Below are 19,457 nucleotides of genomic sequence, written 5' to 3' on the forward strand. Positions count from 1 at the left end.
CGGTCAGTCTGGGCCGCTTTGGCTATTGCTGCGCCGCCGCGTCACCGCTCAGCGCCGCGTTATGAGCATTATCTTCCACCAGCATTAAACCGGCACGCAGGCCAGGGGCAACGTTGGGATTGGGAAACAGAACATACTCTTGCGCCTGCTGCACGAAATAACGTGTTTTACCATCTTCCGCCAGCAGCGTGCCCTGCGGAAAAGCAGTGAAGTTCAGCGTCTGCGGGCTCATGTACAACTGAAAATACTCGCTGTTACGTGTTATCTGCTGCGTAACCCGATAACGACGCGGTGTCACGGTAGCTTCCGGCAGCGGTTCGCCAGCGATCAATGATGTCAGCGCCTGCTGCGCTGCCTGAAACTGTGCCAGATCGTTATGACCGAACGGCAATGCCTTGCCCAGCTCCAGCGTACAGCTGGCAGCCTGAAAATGCTCGCTGCTGTAATGGCTGAAGGTGCCGCCTGGCGCGCGATGAAACACCAGCGCCTCCATGCCCGCCGCCGCCAGCCAGTGCAAAAAATCCTCAGACCAGGGCTGCATACTGAACGGCAACACGCCAAAGCGCGTATGATAAGAGCCGCGGATCGCGGTATGCAGATCAAGATGCCAGCGCGTCTCCTGATGCGCCCCGGCCTGCCAGAATGTCTCCAGCGCCTGCTCCAGGCATAAAGCGCGCTGCGCTTCAGGACAATTTTCAAACTGCTGCCAGCGTCCGCCGAACAGCCGGTTTAAATCACAGCGCAGATAGCGTTCTCCGGCGCGCAACGCAGGCGGGTTGCCGAGCAAGACCAGCAGCCGCACCGTCAGCGGTAATTCCCCCTGTAACAGCCGGGTCACTATTGCATTCAGAATCTCAACCGGCGCGGTCTCATTACCATGAATACCGGCTGAAATAACCACGGCCTGTTGAGCCTGTACCAGCGGGGTCAGCTCAAGGATCCCCTCATCCAGCCATCGCCAGTGTAGATTTGGCAATGTCCCACTGGTTATTGTCGGCGGGTTGCCGGAAAGCGTTTGCTGTAACAAATCCTGCATGAAATCTCCTGTGACGCGGGAAACCGACGACGCGAAACCATCGCGCCGTCGGGCCTTTATTCCTGCTGGAATGGGTAAACACTTCCTAAGTCTAGCAAACGCGTCAGCTCATCCAGTGCTTCGCGCCCTTCGATCAGTAATTGCGGATCGGCCAAATCGGCCTGGGTAAGCCGATCGCGGTAGTGACGATCGACCCACTGGTTAAGCGTGGCGAACAATTGATCGTTCATCATCACCGCCGGGTTAACCGCCTGCTGTTCGGTAGCGTTAAGCGCCACGCGCAAACGCAGACAGGCCGGACCGCCGCCATTGTTCATGCTTTCGCGCAGATCGAACACTTTTAGTTCGCGAATCGGCCCGCCGCTCTCCACCAGCTCCGTGAGATATTGCCAGACGCCGCTATGCTGACGTGCCTCCTGCGGCAGTACCAGCAGCATAGTACCATCGTCCCGGCTCAGTAGCTGACTATTAAACAGATATGTGGCGACCGCGTCCGTCACCGACACGCGATTGTCCGGCACAATAACTGGCGTAAAGCCGGGCACTCTTTCGCTTAAATCCGTCAGGAGCTTATCCTGATGCAGAAACGCCAGCTGATGGCAAAACAGCACGCACTGGTTGCTGACGGCAATAACATCATTATGGAAAACGCCCTGATCGATTACCGCTGGGTTCTGCTGCACAAACAGCGTACGGGCCGGATCGAGCTGATGCAGCCTGGCCACCGCTTCGCTGGCCTCGCGGGTCTGGCGCGCTGGATAGCGCGCCGGTACCAGGCCGCCATGACTCTCTTCGCGACCATAGACAAACAGCTGCACGCCCGGCTCACCGTAGTCGCCGCCAAAGCGATTATGGTTAGCGGCACCCTCATCTCCCAGCAGCGCCACCTGCGGCAGTGCAGAATGATGAGCGAAGTAACGTTCGTCGCGGAAAATCGCGCGCAGCAGCGCGCCGGTGGTCTGCGACTCAATGGCCCGGTGAAATTTATTGTTCAGGTTCGCCACGGTGAAATGCGTTTTGCCGTCGGCGCTGTCGGCAGAAGGCGAAACCGTGGCGGCATTCGCCACCCACATGGCAGAGGCGGAACTCACCGCCGAGAGCAGCTGCGGCGCCTGCCGTGCCGCTTTAGCCAGCACCTGCGCATCGCTGCCGCTAAAGCCCAGCCGACGCAGCATCGGCAGATGGGGCCGTTCGTGCGGCGGGATCACACCCTGCGCGAAACCGGCATCCGCCAGCGCCTTCATTTTTAGCAGCCCCTGCTTTGCCGCCAGCCAGGGGTTAGAGAGCTGATGCTGATGACGCGTCGAGGCTTCATTACCAAACGACAGGCCCGCATAGTGATGGGTCAGCCCCACCAGCCCATCAAAATTCACTTCTCTGGCTTTCATGAGCGCGTCTCCGGCTGGCTGAAGTCAAGACCTGGCGACAGCGTCGCAGGCAGGGTAAGATCGGGCGTTTCCAGCGAAGCCAACGGCCAGGCACAGTAGTCGGCGGCGTACCAGGCGCTGGCGCGATGGTTGCCTGAAGCGCCAATACCGCCAAAGGGTGCGGTGCTGGCCGCGCCGGTCAGCGGCTTGTTCCAGTTAACAATGCCCGCGCGCGCCTCAATCAGCAGCTGGTCAAATTTCTCCCGCTGCGGCGAGATCAGCCCGCACGACAGACCGTAGCGGGTTGCGTTCGCCAGCGCTATCGCCTGCTCAAAGCTGTCGTAGCGCACCACCGCCAGCAGCGGCCCGAACACCTCTTCATCCGCCACGTTACTGACGCCGGTGAGATCGATAATCCCCGGCGTCAGCAGCGCGCTGTCACGCGCTGGCCAGCACATTTTCAGCAGCGGCTTACCGCCTGCTGCAATGCGCTTCTGCCACTCCTGATAAATATGTCCGGCGGCCTGCGGCGAAATCACGCTGCCCATAAACGGCTGCGGCTCATCATTCCAGCGCCCGATGCGCAGCTGCTGCGTCACTTCCACCAGACGTTGCAGGAACGCGTCGCCTTCCGCGCCGCGCTTCACCAGCAGCCGACGCGCGCAGGTACAGCGCTGCCCGGCGGTAATAAAGGCGGACTGCACGGCAATATGCACGGCCGCGTCAATGTCGGCCACATCCTCTACGATCAGAGCGTTATTCCCGCCCATCTCCAGCGCCAGCATTTTTTCCGGCTGACCGGCAAACTGCCGATGCAGCTGATAGCCAGTGCTGGCGCTACCGGTAAACAGCACGCCGTCAATCTGCGGCTGCTGTGCCAGCGCCTGACCAACGCTGCGGGCGCCCTGCACCAGGTTCAGCACGCCCGGCGGCATGCCCGCTTCCAGCCACAGTCGCATGGTCTTTTCTGCGGTCAGCGGCGTCAGCTCGCTGGGCTTAAACACCACGCTGTTGCCCGCCAGCAAGGCAGGAACGATATGCCCATTCGGCAGATGACCGGGGAAATTGTAAGGGCCAAACACCGCCAGCACGCCATGCGGACGGTGGCGTAGTGCGCTCTCCGCCTGCTGATGCGTACCGGTACGCTCATGGTAAGCCTTAACGGAGATGGCGACTTTATTGATCATCGCCTGCACTTCAGTCAGCGCCTCCCAGCGCGGCTTGCCGGTTTCACGGGCGATGGTTTCGCTCAGATCGTTTTTATGCTGTTCCAGCTGAGCCGCAAAATTTTCTGCAATTGCCTGACGAGCAGCGAACGGCTGGCGCGCCCAGGCGGGAAACGCGGCGCGTGCCGCAGCGCAGGCGGCGGCCACCTGCTGTTCATCAGCAGCGTTGCCCTGCCACAGCAGCGCGCCATCCACCGGATCGTTTTTACTCAGGCTTTCACCCTGGCCGCTCAGCCATTCTCCATTGATACAGTGCGTCATGCTTTTTTCTCCTCGCTACAAAGTGGCACGGCCCGCAACGTATCGCCGGGCTGACAGCGTAAAATTTCGGCGGCGGCGGCCGGGATGCGTATCTGTCCGCTGTTGGGATCGGCAGGCAACAGCAGAACGCGATAATGATAGTAGTTATCGTTGCTGACCAGGCAGAGCGGCAGCGTATCAGCAGCGGACGCCTCCTGATCGATCGCCCTGACGGTCACCAGACGGCTCTTGCGTACCGCCCGGATATGTTCAATGTCGCACTCCAGCGTAGGGCCGCCGTCAAAGATATCCACGTAATTTTGATAGCGGAAACCCTCGGCCTCCAGCACTGCGCGGGCTGGCGCGGTTTGCGGATGAACCTGCCCGATTACCGCCTGCGCCTCTGCCGACAGATAGTGGACATATAAAGGATGCTTGGGCATCAGCTCGGCGATAAAGGCTTTCTGTCCGGTGCCGCTCAGAAAATCGGCCTGGGTAAAGTCCATAGAGAAAAAGTGGCTGCCAACGCTGTCCCAGAATGGCGAGCGTCCCTGCTCATCGCTGACGCCGCGCATTTCGGCCACCACTTTATCCATAAAGCGTTCGCGGAAGGCGGCGATAAACAAGAAGCGAGATTTTGACAGCAGATAGCCGTTTTTACCGTCACGACGTTCAGGGTCGAGAAACAGCGTACAGAGTTCGCTGCTGCCGGTGTGATCGTTGCACAGCGACAGCGTGGCAAGGCTGTTATACACGTCCAGCTCTTTCGAGGCGTGTACCTGGGTGCCGACGCGGAAGTTATACCAGGGATCCTCCAGCCCTACCGCCACCTCAATGGCGCAAATACCACAGGCCTGGTGGGTATCACTGTCGGCCAGCACAAAAACGTAGCCCTGCTGGGCGCGCGGCAGCGTATCCTGCCAGGTCTGGATCGAGCGCTCAATGCGCGCCGCCAGCGTTTTGCTGTCGGCGGGCAGCGAGGTCAGACCGCCGCCGGTTTTACCCGCCAGCGCCATCAGCTGCGGCAGATCGTCACGCTCTACGGGGCGAATATACATCATCACGACGCTCCTTTAATAACCGACTCGCAGGCGCGTTCAAAGCGGGCCAGCCCCTCTTTAACATCCTGCTCGCTGATAATCAGCGACGGCGCAAAGCGCACCACGTTAGCGCCTGCAATCAGCACCATCACGCCCTCGTCCGCCGCCGCCAGGCTGAACTGTTTCGCCTTGCCGCTAAAGTCTTCATTTAATACACAGCCAATCAGCAGGCCGAGCCCGCGGATCTCTTTAAACAGATGCAGGCGCTGGTTAATGGCATTCAAACCATCGGTAAACCAGCGATGGCGCAGATGTACGCCCTCCAGCACCTCCGGACAATTAACCAGCTCCATGACTTTGCCGCCAACCGCGCCCGCCAGCGGGTTACCGCCATAGGTGGTGCCGTGGCTGCCAACGTTCAGCGCCGCGCCCAGCTTCTCTGTGGTTAACATTGCGCCAATCGGGAAACCGCCGCCCAGCGCTTTGGCCGTGCTCAGCACATCCGGCGTCACGCCATAATGCATATAGGCGTAAAGCGAGCCGGTGCGGCCCACGCCGCTCTGCACTTCATCAAAAATCAGCAACGCGTTATGGCGATCGCACAGTTCGCGCAGCCCACGCAGAAAAGCCGGTTCGGCAGGCAGCACACCGCCTTCTCCCTGGATGGGCTCAACGATGACCGCTGCAGTATGGTCATTGATCAGGCTCGCTACCGAATCAAGATCGTTGAATACCGCATGATCAATCCCGCCCGGCAGCGGCGCGAAATCTTTGGAATAGGCGGGCTGACCGCCTGCCGAGACGGTAAACAGCGTGCGGCCATGAAAGGCATTTTTGAAAGCGATAATGTTGCTTTTTTCCGGCCCGAAATGGTCGTGAGCATACTTACGCGCCAGCTTCAGCGCCGCTTCGTTCGCCTCGGCACCGGAGTTGCAGAAAAACACCCGCTCGGCAAAAGTGGCATCAATCAGCTGTTTCGCCAGACGCAAAATTGGCGCATTAGTATAGCCGTTGCCGGTGTGCCAGAGTCTGGCCGCCTGCTGCTGCAGCGCCTGCTGAAGTTCGGGATGCGCATGGCCCAGCGCATTAACGGCAATACCACCGGCGAAATCGACATATTCCTTACCGTTTTGATCCCACAGCATTGAGCCTTCCGCACGATCCGGCACAAAACTGGCAGGAGAATAAGCGGGAACCATCCAGCGATCGAAATCCTGACGAGAAACTGACTGTTGCATAGCGGCCTCATAGCATCACCCGTGGGTGAATCAAAAGTTTAAATTATGTTAATGAAATGATTCATTGCAGCTCTACTCTAGATTGCATGCTGTGTGCCAGCCAGCGTTAAAAATGCATAAAACAGGCTCATCAACCGTAAATCAATCACTTACGATTCAATGCTATTCACACTAAATGCATAAATAGTGAATAAATATCTGAGACTGCGGCATAAACGACAGATCAAACAGCGGAATTATGCAGCGATAAAATAAAATATTGCTTTTGTGATCCTGAATAACATTTGCTGTTAAAACAGGGCATAACAGGCACAGTAAAAAGGCGAAGCGCATCAAAACAGTGCACAACGCGCCCTGACTGTTATAGGTTATTTTCTATTTTCTGTTTCTGTTATAGCTATCATTTCTGTGGTTCACTGCACCCTCTTCTACACTTGTTGTGTTATCAGCAAGGACTTTCTCTTTGGACGCTTAATAATGAACATCTCGAGGTGGCTATGTTCGGTTTAGACGCATTCGAACTGGCAAGGATACAATTTGCGTTTACGGTCTCTTTTCACATAATTTTTCCTGCAATTACCATTGGTCTTGCCAGTTTTCTGATGGTGCTGGAAGCGTTATGGCTGAAAACCCGCAATAACACCTGGCGCGACCTGTATCATTTCTGGTTGAAAATTTTTGCAGTGAATTTTGGTATGGGTGTGGTTTCCGGCCTGGTCATGGCTTACCAGTTCGGGACCAACTGGAGCGGGTTCTCCGCCTATGCGGGCAGCATTACCGGCCCGCTGTTGACCTATGAAGTGCTGACCGCCTTCTTCCTGGAAGCGGGCTTCCTTGGCGTAATGATGTTTGGCTGGAATCGCGTGGGGCCGGGACTGCATTTCTTCTCTACCTGCATGGTGGCGCTGGGGACGCTGATGTCGACCTTCTGGATCCTCGCCTCCAACAGTTTTATGCATACGCCGCAGGGCTATGAGGTGCTTAACGGCCAGCTGATCCCGGCTGACTGGTTTAAAGTGATTTTTAATCCCTCTTTCCCTTATCGTCTGCTGCATATGACAACCGCCGCCTTCCTCTCCACCGCCTTTTTTGTCGGCGCATCGGGCGCGTGGCATCTGTTGCGCGGTAACAAGAGCCCGGCAGTTAAACGGATGTTCTCGATGGCGATGTGGATGGCGCTGATTGTTGCACCTATCCAGGCCGGTATTGGCGATGCGCACGGCCTGAATACGCTGGAGCATCAGCCAGCTAAAATCGCGGCGATTGAAGGTCACTGGGAGAATACCCCTGGCGAGCCGACGCCGCTGATTCTGTTTGGCCTGCCCGATATGGAGGCGGAAGAGACAAAGTATGCGGTAGAGATACCGGTGCTGGGCAGTATTATCCTGACCCACAGTATGACCAAACAGATCCCGGCGCTGAAAAGCTTCCCGCCGGAAGATCGTCCTAATTCCACCATTATTTTCTGGTCGTTCCGCATTATGGTGGCGCTGGGCCTGTTGATGATTCTGGCAGGCGTCTGGAGCCTGGTGCTGCGCCTGCGTAAGCGGCTGTACGATCAGCGCCTGTTCCACCGTTTTGTGCTGCTGATGGGGCCATCCGGTCTGCTGGCGATCCTGGCTGGCTGGTTTACCACTGAAATTGGCCGTCAGCCGTGGGTGGTGTACGGGCTGATGCGTACCCGCGATGCGGTTTCCAGTCACGGTACGCTGCATATGTCGATAAGCCTGCTGGCCTTTATTCTGGTTTACGCCTCGGTGTTTGGCGTGGGTCTGGTTTATCTGCTGAAACTGGTCGCGCGCGGGCCGCAGCCATTTGTGGATCATGCGATGCACGGTGGTCCGGGCACGCCTCGTACGCCAGCCCGTCCGCTCTCTGCCGCCGATGAGTCGCTGGATGAGCCCAAGAAAGATGAACTGGGAGGAATTAAATAATGGGTATCGATCTTCCGCTGATCTGGTTCATCATCATTGTGTTTAGCATTCTGATGTACGTGGTGATGGATGGCTTTGACCTTGGCATCGGTTTGCTCTATCCGATGGTGCGCGAGACTAAAGACCGCGACGTAATGATGAATACCGTTGCGCCAGTCTGGGACGGCAACGAGACCTGGCTGGTGATGGGAGGTGCCGGGCTCTTCGGCGCTTTCCCGCTGGCCTATTCGGTGATTCTGGATGCGCTGGCGGTGCCGCTGACGATTATGCTGATCGGGCTGATTTTTCGTGGCGTCGCCTTTGAGTTCCGCTTTAAGGCCACGGTGTCGCATCGCGGCTTCTGGGATAAGTCCTTTATCGCCGGTTCTTTTATCGCGACCTTTGCGCAGGGCGTGGTGCTGGGGGCGTTCCTGAACGGTTTCCCGGTGCAGGGACGAGAATGGAGCGGCAGCGTGTTCGACTGGATTACCCCATTCAGTCTGTTCTGTGGGCTGGGTCTGGTGGTGGCCTATGCGCTGCTGGGTGCCAGCTGGCTGATTATCAAGACGGAAGGCCATCTGCTGCAAACCATGCGTAAACTGGCGCGTCCGCTGCTGCTGGCTCTGCTGGTAGTAATGGCGATTGTCAGCATCTGGACGCCGCTGACGCATCAGTCGATTGCTGACCGCTGGTTTACCACGCCGAATCTGTTTTTCTTCCTGCCGGTGCCGGTTTTGGTATTGTTGGTGTCATGGGCGCTGTGGCGTAACGCCTGGCTGCCGGATGCGCACTATGCGCCTTTTATTCTGACGCTGGCGCTGGTGTTCCTGGGCTTTAGCGGGCTGGGGATCAGTATTTGGCCAAATCTGATCCCGCCGGATATTACGTTCCGCGCGGCCTCTGCGCCGCCGGAGAGCCAGGGCTTTATGCTGGTTGGCGCGCTGTTTATTATCCCGCTGATTCTGGTGTATACCTTCTGGAGCTATTATGTATTCCGCGGCAAGATCGATCCGAATCAGGGTTACCATTAACAGGAGTATGCGATGGCAATTCAACGCATGACCGGGAAAACCACGAAGCAGCCGCTGTGGCGCCGGTTGCTGTGGATGGTGATTATCTGGGGCGGCAGCGTGCTGGCGCTGTTTGTGGTGGCCAGTCTGTTCCGCGTGCTGATGTCCGCTGCCGGTTTGAAAACGCATTGATAGCCTGTTAGTGCGGGGTGTCGCCTGTTAGCGCAGTGCCTGCACAGGGCGTTCAGGCCGATCGTAAAGACGCAAAAAACGTCATTCCTGACAGCTCGCCCCGCGCCCTTCATGGCGCGGGGCGCTTTACTCTTCTGCCTGAACGCCCTGTGCTTTACGTTAGGAGTGGTCTGCGTAAAGCTAACGCACTAACGCACTGCCTGCCCCTGCGCTTTAAGCTGGACGTAGCCTGCATTAAAGTTCATACAGGCTTCCTGCGCTACGGTGCGGCCTGCATTACGTCGAAGCGGTCTGCGGCGGGCGTCTGCAGCGTCATCGGTGGCGTGACCTGCAGCGTGATCCAGTTAGAGGTTACGCGCTGCTGCTTGCTGTCTTCCAGCGTTACCGACAAGCGATACTGATTGCTGGCTCCGGGCGAGTTATCCCAGGCGGGCATAATCACTGTCCATCCGTGTGGGCTGCGATTGTCCGGCGGCGGCGTCAGGCTCAGCGCCTGCGTATCGCCCTGCCAGCTCACAGCAGTAATGTCATTGGCAGCGCGAATCTGAAGTTTCAGCGCCAGCGCTTCACCTGAACTCAGCTGCCAGGGCGGCGTCGCCAAAAATACCGATAGCGTTTTACGCTGGCGGAACTCCAGTACCGGCGTGGTATTGCGCTCAACCAAATCGTAACGGCTGCCGCGCAGCGATCGTGCCTCGGCGACGTTATCGGCGGAGAGCTGCTTGCTCAGCGCCACGCCGGGGCGATAGTTGATACGCATGCCCAGCTGATCCTGCGACTGGCCGCTTTCACCCTCTTTATGCGAGGCGGTAAAGGTCAACAGCGGCACCGGGGTATAGTTGACCCCGACTTTCACCGCAACCGGGTTTTTCTCCAGGCTGCCGTTATTAAACAGCGCCACCTGATCCCCCAGGTATTGCTCCCAGGTTACCGAAACGCCCAGCTGGCGATAAAACGGCAGATAGCCCTGGGTAGTAATATCGTAGCCGCGCGCCATGCGGTTTTGTTGAAGAACACTGCTGTTACGCCAGCCGCTAAGCGGCGCATAGTAATTTGCCGAGAGGCGCAGAAAATCGCTCCAGGCCTCGGTACCGAGCGAGGCGCGCTGTAAACCTGAATCGAATTGGCGATCCACCAGCGCGTTATAGCCGAGTAGCCAGTTGTCCGCTACCCAGCGCTGCCCCAGTCCGGCACTGCCCACCAGCCCATCGCTGGTTTGCGTGACGCCCAGCTGCGAAAAGGTTAAATAGTGATAGTTATCCTGCCAGGGAGTGAGCAACTGGCCGCCACTGCCATTAAAATTACCCTCCATATCTACCTGCAGCGAAAGCTGCGCCGTGCCATAAGGAGAAAGCAGCGACTGCCCCTCATCCACCAGCCGTCCGGTAACCTCATCGCGCAAATGATTAAACGCCCAGACTCCCGCCTGTTGGCCAAAGTTTGCGTCGCTGGAGCTGTTACTGGCTTCGCCGATGCTTTTGGCGATCTGCGCCAGGCGCGTGGTAAAGGCATCTTCTGACGACACATCGCCGCCAAGGCTGGGAAGGCTCTCCTGTACAGCGCTAAAGCGTGCAGGATCGTTAAAGGGGGCGTCGGGCACCCTGCTTTCCGGCTGAAAAGCATGGGCATCGCGGCTCAGTAACAGCGTGCCGGGCAACAGCAGCAAAAATGTAGATAAGGTAACTCGGTGTATTAATAACATAGCGGCGTCGGGGTTAACTTAAGCTGTCATCATGGGTGGCCGTAATCAGCGTGAATAAGCCTTTAGCTTAGCATAATTGTGAGCTGGATCATGATTTTCCCGACGCGTCATTAGTCTGAAAAGCGCGCTGTTATGAGCGCGAATCTCACCCTGAAGCCCCTGTCGCGCATGGTACTGCTTCTGCCGCCTGAGAGGCACGATAGAGCCTTACCACCTCGCCCACGATAATGAGCGAAGGCGACAGCGGCTGATAGTGCGTGATGGTCATCGGCAGCTGGGCCAGCGTCGTGATCAATACGCGCTGGTCATGCCGCGTGCCGCGCTCAATCACCGCAACCGGGGTGCCAGCAGCGCGTCCGTGCTGACGCAGCTGACTACTGAGTTCCGCGCCCCAGGTCAGTCCCATATAGAACACCAGCGTCTGGCTGGCATCCTGTAAGCTCTCCCAGGCAAGGTGCGGCTTGCCCTCTTTGCCGTGACCGGTAATAAAGCGTACCGACTGCGCCATGTCCCGGTGCGTCAGCGGGATACCGCAGGCGGCGGCGCAGCCGGTCGCAGCCGTGATGCCCGGCACAACATCACAGGCGATGCCCGCCGCCTGCAGCTGCTGCATCTCCTCTCCGCCACGGCCAAAAATAAAGGGATCGCCCCCCTTCAGCCTCACGACCTTGCGTCCGCTGCGGGCTAAATCCACCAGCAGCTGGCTAATCTGATGCTGTTTCATGCCGTGAAAACCCGGCGTTTTACCGACGTCAAGCGCCAGCGTGTCGGTGGGGATCAGTGCCAGCACCTCTTCGCTGACCAGCCGATCGTAAACCACCACGTCCGCCTCGCCGAGCAACCGCAGCGCCTTCAGCGTCAGCAGTTCGGCATCACCCGGCCCCGCGCCCACCAGCCAGACGCTGCCCTGCGCCTGGTTAATGCCGCCGCTTAAAAGCCTGTTCAGTGCAGGTAACCGTTGTGTCATGCTGACCTCCCGCTTACCGCCTCAGCCTGCTGAGGGGCATGTTGTTCAATAAGTTTTTTCAACTCCGGCAGGCAGGAGCCACAGTTGGTGCCACACTTCAGCTGCTGCCCCAGCGCCGCACAGCTTAACGCGCCCTGGTGGATCGCAGCGGTAATCTGCTGTTCGCCAATGCCAAAGCAGCTGCAGAGGGTTTTGCCACGCGCTTCTTCCAGCATGGCGCGCCCCGCCAACAGTGCAAAGCGTGACGCTGACGAAGCGGGCGGCTGCTGAAAAGCGGCGGCAATCAGGGCATCATCCGTTACCGGACGGCGCGCAGCGGCATAAAAGGCGAGCTGAACCTCGCCCCGATCCCAGGCAATCAGGTGATAAAAAGCCTGTTCATCGCCCGCCTGCTGTAGCGTCCATTCCGGCTTTAACATTGTCTGCAGCCAGCGACGTGGGTCGCCCTGGTGTGCCAGTGAAAAGCAGGCAATGCCGTCTGCTACCGGTATGCGGCACCACCAGTTAACGGCCGCCGGCGTGACGTTGTCACGTAGAAACAGCGTGCCCTGCCAGTCACTCTGCCAGGGCTGAATGCGTACCGGGGTCTGTTTGCTCTCCGGCTGACCAGAGTGTTCGCAGCGCCAGGGCGCCACCAGCCGATCCACATTGCCCTCGGCGCAATACTGTTGATTCCAGTGCATCGGTACAAACAGCGTGCCCGGCGTTTGATCTTCCGTCAGGATAGCGCGCGTCAGCATCCAGCCATGCCGCGACTGAATACGCACCAGCGCATCGGGCCAGATGCCATAGCGCAGCGCATCATCAGGATGCAGTGCCACAAAGGGTTCGGAATAATGTTGCAGCAGACGCGGCACCAGTCCGGTACGCGTCATGGTATGCCACTGGTCGCGGATTCGGCCGGTGTTCATCATTAACGGCCAACTGCGGCTCACGGCAACGCGCGGTCCGGCAGGCGTTACCGGCAGCAGGCGCGCCTTGCCGTCGGGATGATAGAAGCGGCGTGTAGCAAACAGCCGGGCGCACCCCTGCGGATAGTCACCGTTGACCGGCCACTGCAGCGGCTTCAGATCGTCCCATTCATTGTTGCTGAGCTGCGCCAGTCCGCTGATATCAAAGGCGCGCCGTCCCTGATTTTCAAAGCCGGAAAGTGCGGCATGCTCACGAAATATTTCCGCCGGATGCTGCCAGCTGAACGCGGTGCCGTATCCCAATCGCTGCGCGACCTGCGCCAGCATCCACCAGTCAGGACGCGCTTCGCCCTGCGGCGATATAAAGGCGCGCTGACGTGAAATGCGGCGTTCAGAGTTGGTCACCGTGCCGTTTTTCTCACCCCAGGCCTGGGCCGGCAGCAGAATATCGGCAAAGGCGTTGGTATCGGTGGCGCGCATAACGTCAGAGACAATCACCAGCTCGCAGCGCTGCAACGCCTGCGCCACGGCGTTGCCGTCCGGCAGCGAGACCGCCGGGTTGGTACCCATAATCCAGACTGCTTTCACCTCGCCACGCCCAATCGCCTGAAACAGCTCCACCGCCTTCAGGCCTGGCTGCGTCGCAACCCGCTCGCTCTGCCAGAAGCGTTTTAGTCGATCGCTGTTTTCCGGAGTGAAGTCCATTTGCGCCGCCAGCTGATTTGCCAGCCCGCCGACTTCGCGTCCGCCCATGGCGTTGGGCTGGCCGGTCAGAGAAAAAGGACCGCTGCCAGGCTGCCCGATCTTGCCGCTAAACAGATGCGCATTCAGAATCGCATTACACTTGTCGCTGCCGCTGGAAGACTGATTAATGCCCATGCACCACAGCGTTAATACCCGTTGATGCGCTGCAAACAGGCGATAAAACGCCTGGATATCCTGCTGCGGCAGCTCACAGGTTTGGGCCACACGTTCAGATGTCCACTCGGCTGCGGCCGCCAGGGTTTCCGGCACCTGATCCAGGTGCGGTTGCATAGCGCTGTCACCGTAGCCGCCCTGCGCCAGCCAGTGTAGCAACCCGTTAAACAGCGCGCTGTCGCTGCCCGGCGCGAGCGGCAGGTGGAGATCGGCCAGATCGCAGCTGGCGCTGCGGCGCGGATCGATAACCACCACGCGCAGCGCCGGATTCTGCTGCTTCGCCTGCACCAGCCGCTGATACGCCACGGGATGTGTCCAGGCCGCATTGGAGCCAACCAGAACGATAACCTCCGCGCGGGCGAAATCCTCATAGCAGCAGGGAACCGCATCGGCCCCCAGCGCACGCTTGTAGCCGGTTACCGCCGAAGCCATACAGAGACGCGAGTTGGTGTCGATATTGCCGCTGCCGATAAACCCTTTCATCAGTTTATTGGCAACGTAGTAATCCTCGGTCAGCAGCTGGCCGGAAGCGTAAAACGCCACGGCGTTGGGACCATGCTGCTGAATGATCTTCTGTAACCGTTCGGCGACGCTATCCAGCGCGCTCTGCCAGGAGACGCGCCGCCCGTCCACCAGCGGCCACAGCAGGCGGCCCGCCGGGATGAGCGTTTCGGCCAGCGCCGCGCCCTTCACGCACAGACGCCCCGCATTGGCCGGATGCTGCAGGTCACCGCTGACCTGCCAGCCCTGCACGTCCGCCCTGACCTCTACGCCGCAGCCGACGCCGCAGTAAGGACAGGTGGTTTTCATGATGCCTCCGCCACGCTCAGCTTACCCACTGCCAGCGGCTCGCTGCCGACCAGCACCCGTCCGGCTACAATACGCACCGGCCAGCAGCGCAGTTGCAAATCTGCGCCATCAAGCGCGATGCCGTCACGCAGGCGAAAACGCTGTTTATAAAGCGGTGAGATCACTATCGGCTCACCGGCAACATCGCCCAAAATACCACGCGACATTACGCTGGCGTTGGTGCCGGGTTCATTATCATCCAGCGCATAAATCACATCGCCAAAACGGAACAGCGCAATACGCTGACCGCCCAGCCGCGCGCCGATGCCCGCCTGCGGCGGAATCGCCCCCAGCGTGCAGATATCGCTCCAGGGCTCTTGCGGCAGGGGTAACGTCACGCTCTGCGGCGCGGTTGCCGGGCGGATTTGGCCGCGCTCCCGCTGCCACTGTAGCGTTTCATCCGGCTCGTCGCTGTTCAGCGTGGCGCGAAACAGCCGCAGCCGATCCGGCGACGCCAGTGTGGTGCGCCATTCGCACTGCCAGCTGTCGACAATCTGCTGCATCTCCTGCTCCAGCTCCGCCCCAATCCCCAGACTATCGTGGATAACCACTTCACGCAGGTATTCCAGCCCGCCCTCCAGGTTATCCATCCAGACGCTGGTGCGCTGCAGGCGATCTGCGGTGCGGATATAGAACATCAGCAGGCGATCCACATAGCGGATTAAGTCCTGCTCGTCCAGATCGCTGGCAAAGAGATCGGCATGGCGCGGCTTCATGCCGCCGTTGCCGCAAACGTACAAATTCCAGCCGTTTTCCGTGGCAATGACGCCAATATCCTTGCTCTGCGCCTCAGCGCATTCGCGGGTACAGCCGGACACCGCCATTTTAATTTTATGCGGCGCGCGCAGCCCCTTATAGCGATTCTCCAGCTGGATGGCGAAGCCGGTAGAGTCCTGCACGCCATAGCGGCACCAGCTGCTGCCGACGCACGATTTAACCGTTCGCAGCGACTTACCGTAGGCGTGGCCGGTTTCAAATCCGGCATCAAGCAGCGCCTGCCAGATAGCGGGCAGTTGATCCAGCGCCGCGCCAAACAGATCGATGCGCTGACCGCCGGTGATTTTACTGTAGAGATTAAAGCGCTCAGCAACCTGACCGATGGCAATCAGCCCCTGCGGCGTAATCTCGCCGCCGGGAATACGCGGCACCACCGAGTAGCTGCCATCTTTCTGTATATTGGCGAAGTAGCGATCGTTGGTCTCCTGAAGGGGCAAGTGCTGTGGTTTCAGCAGATAATCGTTCCAGCATGAGGCGAAAATCGAGGCGGCCAGCGGCTTGCAGATTTCACAGCCGTGACCACGGCCATGCTGTGCCAGCAGCTGTTCGAACGTTTTGATCCGGCCCACGCGTACCAGATGATAAAGCTGCTGACGCGACCAGGCGAAATGTTCGCAGACATCTTTCCTGACCTCAACGCCCTGTGCCGCCAGCTGATGTTCCATCACCTGTTTGACCAGCGCGCTACAGCCGCCGCAGCCGGTGGCGGCTTTGGTACCGCTTTTCAATGAGGCCATGTCCCCACAGCCGTTGCTGACCGCATGGCAAATATCGCCTTTGCTGACGTTATGGCAGGAGCAAATTTGCGCACTCTCCGGCAGCGCCGCTACGCCCAACGCTTTTGTTGGCGCACCAGACGTGCGCGGCAGGATCAGGCTTTCCGGCTGAGGCGGCAGCGGAATAGCATTCAGCATCATCTGTTGCAGCTCGCTGTATTCGCTGCTGTCGCCTACCAGCACCGCCCCCAGCAGCCGTTTGCCATCGGCGGAGACCACAATTTTCTTGTAAATCTCCTGCGGGCCATTGATCCAGTGGTAGCTTTGACTGCCTTCGCTGCGCCCATGCGCATCGCCCAGCGATGCAACTTCCACGCCCAATAGCTTTAGTTTGGTGCTCATATCCGCGCCGGTGAAGGCGGCCGGTTCATCTGCCAGAGTGCTGGCCAGCACGCGCGCCATCTGATAGCCAGGCGCAACCAGGCCAAATATCTGCCCCTGCCACAGCGCACATTCGCCAATCGCCGCAATGTCCGGATCGCTGGTGCGACAGCCGTCGTCGATCACGATGCCCCCGCGCGGCCCCAGCGTGAGGCCTGCCTCGCGTGCCAGTTCATCACGCGGGCGAATACCGGCGGAAAACAGCACCAGATCGCTCTGCAGCGTACCGCCATCGGCAAAATGCAGCTGTAGCGAGCCATCCGCCAGCGTTTCAATTTCACGCGTTTCGGTGGCGGTATGCACCGTAACGCCCAACGCTTCGATTTTACGCCGCAGCATCTGCGCGCCACCCTCATCCAGCTGCACCGCCATCAGACGCGGGGCAAACTCCACCACATGCGTTTCCAGGCCCAGGGTTTTCAGCGCATTGGCCGCTTCCAGCCCCAGCAGACCGCCGCCGATCACCACGCCGCGGCGGGCACTGGCAGCGCGTGCCCTGATCGCATCCAGATCGGTTAAGGTACGATAGACAAAGCAGTTGTCTGCGTCGAAGCCCGGAATCGGCGGTACGAAGGCGTAAGAGCCGGTGGCGAGTACCAGCCTATCCCAGGCCATCTCACGTCCGCTGCTGTCGCGTACGCAGCGACGCTGGCGGTCAATATGGGTGACCTTTTCGTGACAACGTAACTCAATATTATGTCGGGTAAAAAAATCTTCACTTACCAGCGACAGCGCCTGCGCATCGCGCCCGGAGAAGTAGTCGGAAAGGTGTACGCGATCGTAGGCGCTGTGCGGCTCTTCGCCATAAACCACCAGCTGATAGCGCAAATGCAGCTGCTTATTTACCAACTGTTCAAGAAAATAGTGGCCAACCATGCCGTGACCTATTACCACCATAACCGGTTTGTTCATCGCTTTACTCTCCGCAGCCTCAGGCTGCCTGTGGGGATAGGTGAAGCCAAACAGCGCGCCCTCAGTAACGGGAGCGCTGTGTTGCAGATGTTGCAGCAGCGAGGCTGCCGCTGAGGTATCGCCATAAAGGATCGCGCCGGTGAGTTTGCCGTCACGCAGCACCAGCCGACGATAGTGCTGGCTGAGCGGATCGCTGGCGGTCAGCGAACGGCTGCCGGGCGCGCTGCCGGTCTCGCCAACGCTAAAGATGTCGATGCCGGTGACTTTTAATCGGGTGCCCTGCGCCTGATGGTGAAAATCAGCAATGGGCATATTGGCCAGCTGATGCGCCAGGACTTCTGCCTGTGCCAGGCACGGTGCCAGCAGGCCAAACGTTTCCCCGTTAATTTCACAACATTCACCCAGCGCCCAGATGCCTGAAAGCGTGCTGCGCAGCTGGCTATCCACCAGAATGCCCTGAGCGCAGGGAATACCGGCTTTACGTGCCACGGCGACAGCGGGCTGCACACCGATGGCGATAACCACATTAGCGGCAGGCAGCGTTTCACCGCTGGTTAAGGTGACGGTGTCACGATGAATACCTTCAATGCCTGCGCCAGGACGGCAGCGGATGCCACGCTGCGTCAGCGCCTGTGCCAGCAGGCCGCCAGCGGTTTCATCCAGCTGGCGATCCAGCAGCCAGCGATGACGATGCACCAGCGTGACGTCGCGACCGCGCAAACGCAGCGCCGCGGCGGCCTCTATCCCTAACAGGCCGCCGCCCAGCACCACCACCGGCCCGTCCAGCGCCAGCATCCGCTCCACGTCTCGCACTGTGCGAAAGCCGCCGACATGGGGTTGTTCAATGCCGGGGATCGCGGGCAGGCGCGGCTCGGCACCGGTGGCAAATACCAAACGATCCCAGTTCAGCCTGCGCCGTTCCGTGGTCAGCTGGCACTGTTGCACATCCACCGCCAGCACTTTCTCTCCTGCCAGCAGGCGAATGCCCTGCTGCTGATACCATTCCGGCGCGTGGATAAGCGTCTCCTGAAAGCTTTTTTCACCGCCCAGCACCGGCGAAAGCTGGATACGGTTGTAATTGCCCTGCGCCTCGCTGCCGATCACCGTGATGCGATAGCGTCCGGGCGCCAGCTGCAGCAGGGTTTCCACCATCCGCATTCCCGCCATGCCGTTACCGATAACCACCAGATGTTCAGGCATTGCTGACTCCTCAGGCCGCGTGGCACTGTTTTTCATACAGGAAATGCAGGATCTGCTGACGCAGCTGGTGATAGCGCGGTTCGTCCGCCAGCGCCACGCGCGAACGCGGACGCGGCAAATCGATGGTCAGGATTTCGCCCAGCGTCGCCGCCGGGCCGTTAGTCATCATCAGTACCCGATCCGACAGCAGCACCGCCTCGTCAACGTCATGGGTTATCAGCACAATGGTGGTGTTCAGCTCCTGCTGAATACGCATCACGCTATCCTGCAAATGGGCGCGCGTCAGGGCGTCCAGCGCGCCAAAGGGCTCATCCATCAGCAGGACGCGCGGTTTCATCGCCAGCGCGCGGGCAATGCCAATACGCTGTTTCATGCCGCCTGACAGCGCTGCCGGTCGTTTATGGGCTGCATGACTCATCTGCACCCGCGCCAGGTTATGCTCAATCCACTCCCGTCGCTCCGCCCGGTTCATGCTGTGTTGAAAGAGGTGATCTACCGCCAGCGCCACATTCTCCTGCGCTGTGAGCCACGGCAGCAGCGAGTGATTCTGAAACACCATCGCCCGCTCCGGGCCAGGACCGGCAATCTCACGGTTATCACACAGCAGTACGCCATCGCTGGGCAGCGTCAGTCCGGCGATAAGGTTAAGCAGAGTTGATTTACCGCAGCCAGAGTGGCCGATCAGACTCAGCGTCTCTCCGGCGCGCACGTTAAAAGAGACGTTATCCAGCGCCAGAAATTCGCCCTCAGAAGTATGAAAGCGCTGGCTGACACTCTGCACCTGAATAATATTTTGCATGGC

At 59.2% G+C, this 19,457-nt stretch carries 13 protein-coding genes; 3 read left to right on the forward strand and 10 right to left on the reverse strand.

Annotation, left to right across the window (positions count from 1 at the left end; all coding sequences use genetic code 11):
• Window positions 1–22 precede the first annotated feature (22 nt).
• Genes astE through ACQE32_RS06065 form a run of 5 tightly spaced genes read right to left on the reverse strand, consistent with a single transcriptional unit; the run spans window position 23 to window position 6,147 of the window.
• Window positions 23–1,036, reverse strand: coding sequence for a succinylglutamate desuccinylase (gene astE / locus ACQE32_RS06045; protein WP_427021487.1), 1,014 nt, complete (start codon window positions 1,034–1,036; stop codon window positions 23–25).
• A 56-nt stretch (window positions 1,037–1,092) separates the two neighbouring features.
• The gene (gene astB, locus ACQE32_RS06050; RefSeq protein ID WP_427021488.1) at window positions 1,093–2,424 is read right to left on the reverse strand and encodes an N-succinylarginine dihydrolase; all 1,332 of its coding nucleotides are present in this window, start codon (window positions 2,422–2,424) and stop codon (window positions 1,093–1,095) included.
• A complete protein-coding gene (astD, locus tag ACQE32_RS06055) occupies window positions 2,421–3,890 on the reverse strand; it encodes a succinylglutamate-semialdehyde dehydrogenase (protein ID WP_427021489.1) in 1,470 nt (489 codons plus the stop codon). The genes astB and astD overlap by 4 nt, the downstream gene beginning before the upstream one ends.
• The gene (astA, locus tag ACQE32_RS06060) at window positions 3,887–4,930 is read right to left on the reverse strand and encodes an arginine N-succinyltransferase (RefSeq protein WP_426972773.1); all 1,044 of its coding nucleotides are present in this window, start codon (window positions 4,928–4,930) and stop codon (window positions 3,887–3,889) included. The genes astD and astA overlap by 4 nt, the downstream gene beginning before the upstream one ends.
• Window positions 4,930–6,147 carry a bifunctional succinylornithine transaminase/acetylornithine transaminase gene (locus ACQE32_RS06065; protein WP_426981596.1) on the reverse strand — a complete coding sequence of 406 codons (1,218 nt, stop codon included), beginning with the start codon at window positions 6,145–6,147 and terminating at the stop codon, window positions 4,930–4,932. Before ACQE32_RS06065 ends, astA begins: the two co-directional genes overlap by 1 nt.
• Window positions 6,148–6,644: 497 nt before the next feature.
• On the opposite strand from ACQE32_RS06065, the gene ACQE32_RS06070 reads away from it, so the two are divergent.
• From ACQE32_RS06070 to ACQE32_RS06080, 3 genes are read left to right on the forward strand one after another with little or no spacing between them, the layout of a single operon-like run.
• Complete coding sequence (locus ACQE32_RS06070; RefSeq protein ID WP_426972777.1) at window positions 6,645–8,081, forward strand: cytochrome ubiquinol oxidase subunit I; 1,437 nt, start codon at window positions 6,645–6,647, stop codon at window positions 8,079–8,081.
• Complete coding sequence (gene cydB / locus ACQE32_RS06075) at window positions 8,081–9,091, forward strand: cytochrome d ubiquinol oxidase subunit II (RefSeq protein WP_426981595.1); 1,011 nt, start codon at window positions 8,081–8,083, stop codon at window positions 9,089–9,091. The genes ACQE32_RS06070 and cydB overlap by 1 nt, the downstream gene beginning before the upstream one ends.
• Window positions 9,092–9,103: 12 nt before the next feature.
• The gene (locus ACQE32_RS06080; RefSeq protein ID WP_420851634.1) at window positions 9,104–9,262 is read left to right on the forward strand and encodes a DUF2474 domain-containing protein; all 159 of its coding nucleotides are present in this window, start codon (window positions 9,104–9,106) and stop codon (window positions 9,260–9,262) included.
• Between the two features lie 259 nt (window positions 9,263–9,521).
• Here ACQE32_RS06080 and ACQE32_RS06085 read toward each other — a convergent pair whose 3' ends face one another.
• The 5 genes from ACQE32_RS06085 to ACQE32_RS06105 form a co-directional block, all read right to left on the reverse strand.
• Entirely contained in the window at window positions 9,522–10,964 is a 1,443-nt protein-coding gene (locus ACQE32_RS06085; RefSeq protein ID WP_426972780.1) for a YchO/YchP family invasin, read from the reverse strand.
• 145 nt (window positions 10,965–11,109) lie between these two features.
• Window positions 11,110–11,931 carry a uroporphyrinogen-III C-methyltransferase gene (gene cobA, locus ACQE32_RS06090; RefSeq protein ID WP_427021490.1) on the reverse strand — a complete coding sequence of 274 codons (822 nt, stop codon included), beginning with the start codon at window positions 11,929–11,931 and terminating at the stop codon, window positions 11,110–11,112.
• The gene (locus ACQE32_RS06095; protein ID WP_427021491.1) at window positions 11,928–14,570 is read right to left on the reverse strand and encodes a molybdopterin-dependent oxidoreductase; all 2,643 of its coding nucleotides are present in this window, start codon (window positions 14,568–14,570) and stop codon (window positions 11,928–11,930) included. Before ACQE32_RS06095 ends, cobA begins: the two co-directional genes overlap by 4 nt.
• Window positions 14,567–18,655 carry a nitrite reductase large subunit NirB gene (gene nirB / locus ACQE32_RS06100; RefSeq protein WP_427021492.1) on the reverse strand — a complete coding sequence of 1,363 codons (4,089 nt, stop codon included), beginning with the start codon at window positions 18,653–18,655 and terminating at the stop codon, window positions 14,567–14,569. Before nirB ends, ACQE32_RS06095 begins: the two co-directional genes overlap by 4 nt.
• 10 nt (window positions 18,656–18,665) lie before the next feature.
• Window positions 18,666–19,454 carry an ABC transporter ATP-binding protein gene (locus ACQE32_RS06105; protein ID WP_426972785.1) on the reverse strand — a complete coding sequence of 263 codons (789 nt, stop codon included), beginning with the start codon at window positions 19,452–19,454 and terminating at the stop codon, window positions 18,666–18,668.
• Window positions 19,455–19,457: the final 3 nt, after the last annotated feature.

Source organism: Pantoea sp. FN0302 (assembly GCF_050113775.1).
Taxonomy (GTDB): Bacteria; Pseudomonadota; Gammaproteobacteria; order Enterobacterales; family Enterobacteriaceae; genus Mixta; species Mixta alhagi.

Bases quoted from the DNA above. Each gene is read 5' to 3' on its own strand.
- ACQE32_RS06095 (WP_427021491.1), bottom strand. From the start codon at position 14,570: ATGAAAACCACCTGTCCTTACTGCGGCGTCGGCTGCGGCGTAGAGGTC.
- ACQE32_RS06070 (WP_426972777.1), top strand. From the start codon at position 6,645: ATGTTCGGTTTAGACGCATTCGAACTGGCAAGGATACAATTTGCGTTT.
- astE (WP_427021487.1), bottom strand. From the start codon at position 1,036: ATGCAGGATTTGTTACAGCAAACGCTTTCCGGCAACCCGCCGACAATA.
- astA (WP_426972773.1), bottom strand. From the start codon at position 4,930: ATGATGTATATTCGCCCCGTAGAGCGTGACGATCTGCCGCAGCTGATG.
- ACQE32_RS06065 (WP_426981596.1), bottom strand. From the start codon at position 6,147: ATGCAACAGTCAGTTTCTCGTCAGGATTTCGATCGCTGGATGGTTCCC.
- cydB (WP_426981595.1), top strand. From the start codon at position 8,081: ATGGGTATCGATCTTCCGCTGATCTGGTTCATCATCATTGTGTTTAGC.
- ACQE32_RS06080 (WP_420851634.1), top strand. From the start codon at position 9,104: ATGGCAATTCAACGCATGACCGGGAAAACCACGAAGCAGCCGCTGTGG.
- ACQE32_RS06105 (WP_426972785.1), bottom strand. From the start codon at position 19,454: ATGCAAAATATTATTCAGGTGCAGAGTGTCAGCCAGCGCTTTCATACT.
- nirB (WP_427021492.1), bottom strand. From the start codon at position 18,655: ATGCCTGAACATCTGGTGGTTATCGGTAACGGCATGGCGGGAATGCGG.
- ACQE32_RS06085 (WP_426972780.1), bottom strand. From the start codon at position 10,964: ATGTTATTAATACACCGAGTTACCTTATCTACATTTTTGCTGCTGTTG.
- cobA (WP_427021490.1), bottom strand. From the start codon at position 11,931: ATGACACAACGGTTACCTGCACTGAACAGGCTTTTAAGCGGCGGCATT.
- astB (WP_427021488.1), bottom strand. From the start codon at position 2,424: ATGAAAGCCAGAGAAGTGAATTTTGATGGGCTGGTGGGGCTGACCCAT.
- astD (WP_427021489.1), bottom strand. From the start codon at position 3,890: ATGACGCACTGTATCAATGGAGAATGGCTGAGCGGCCAGGGTGAAAGC.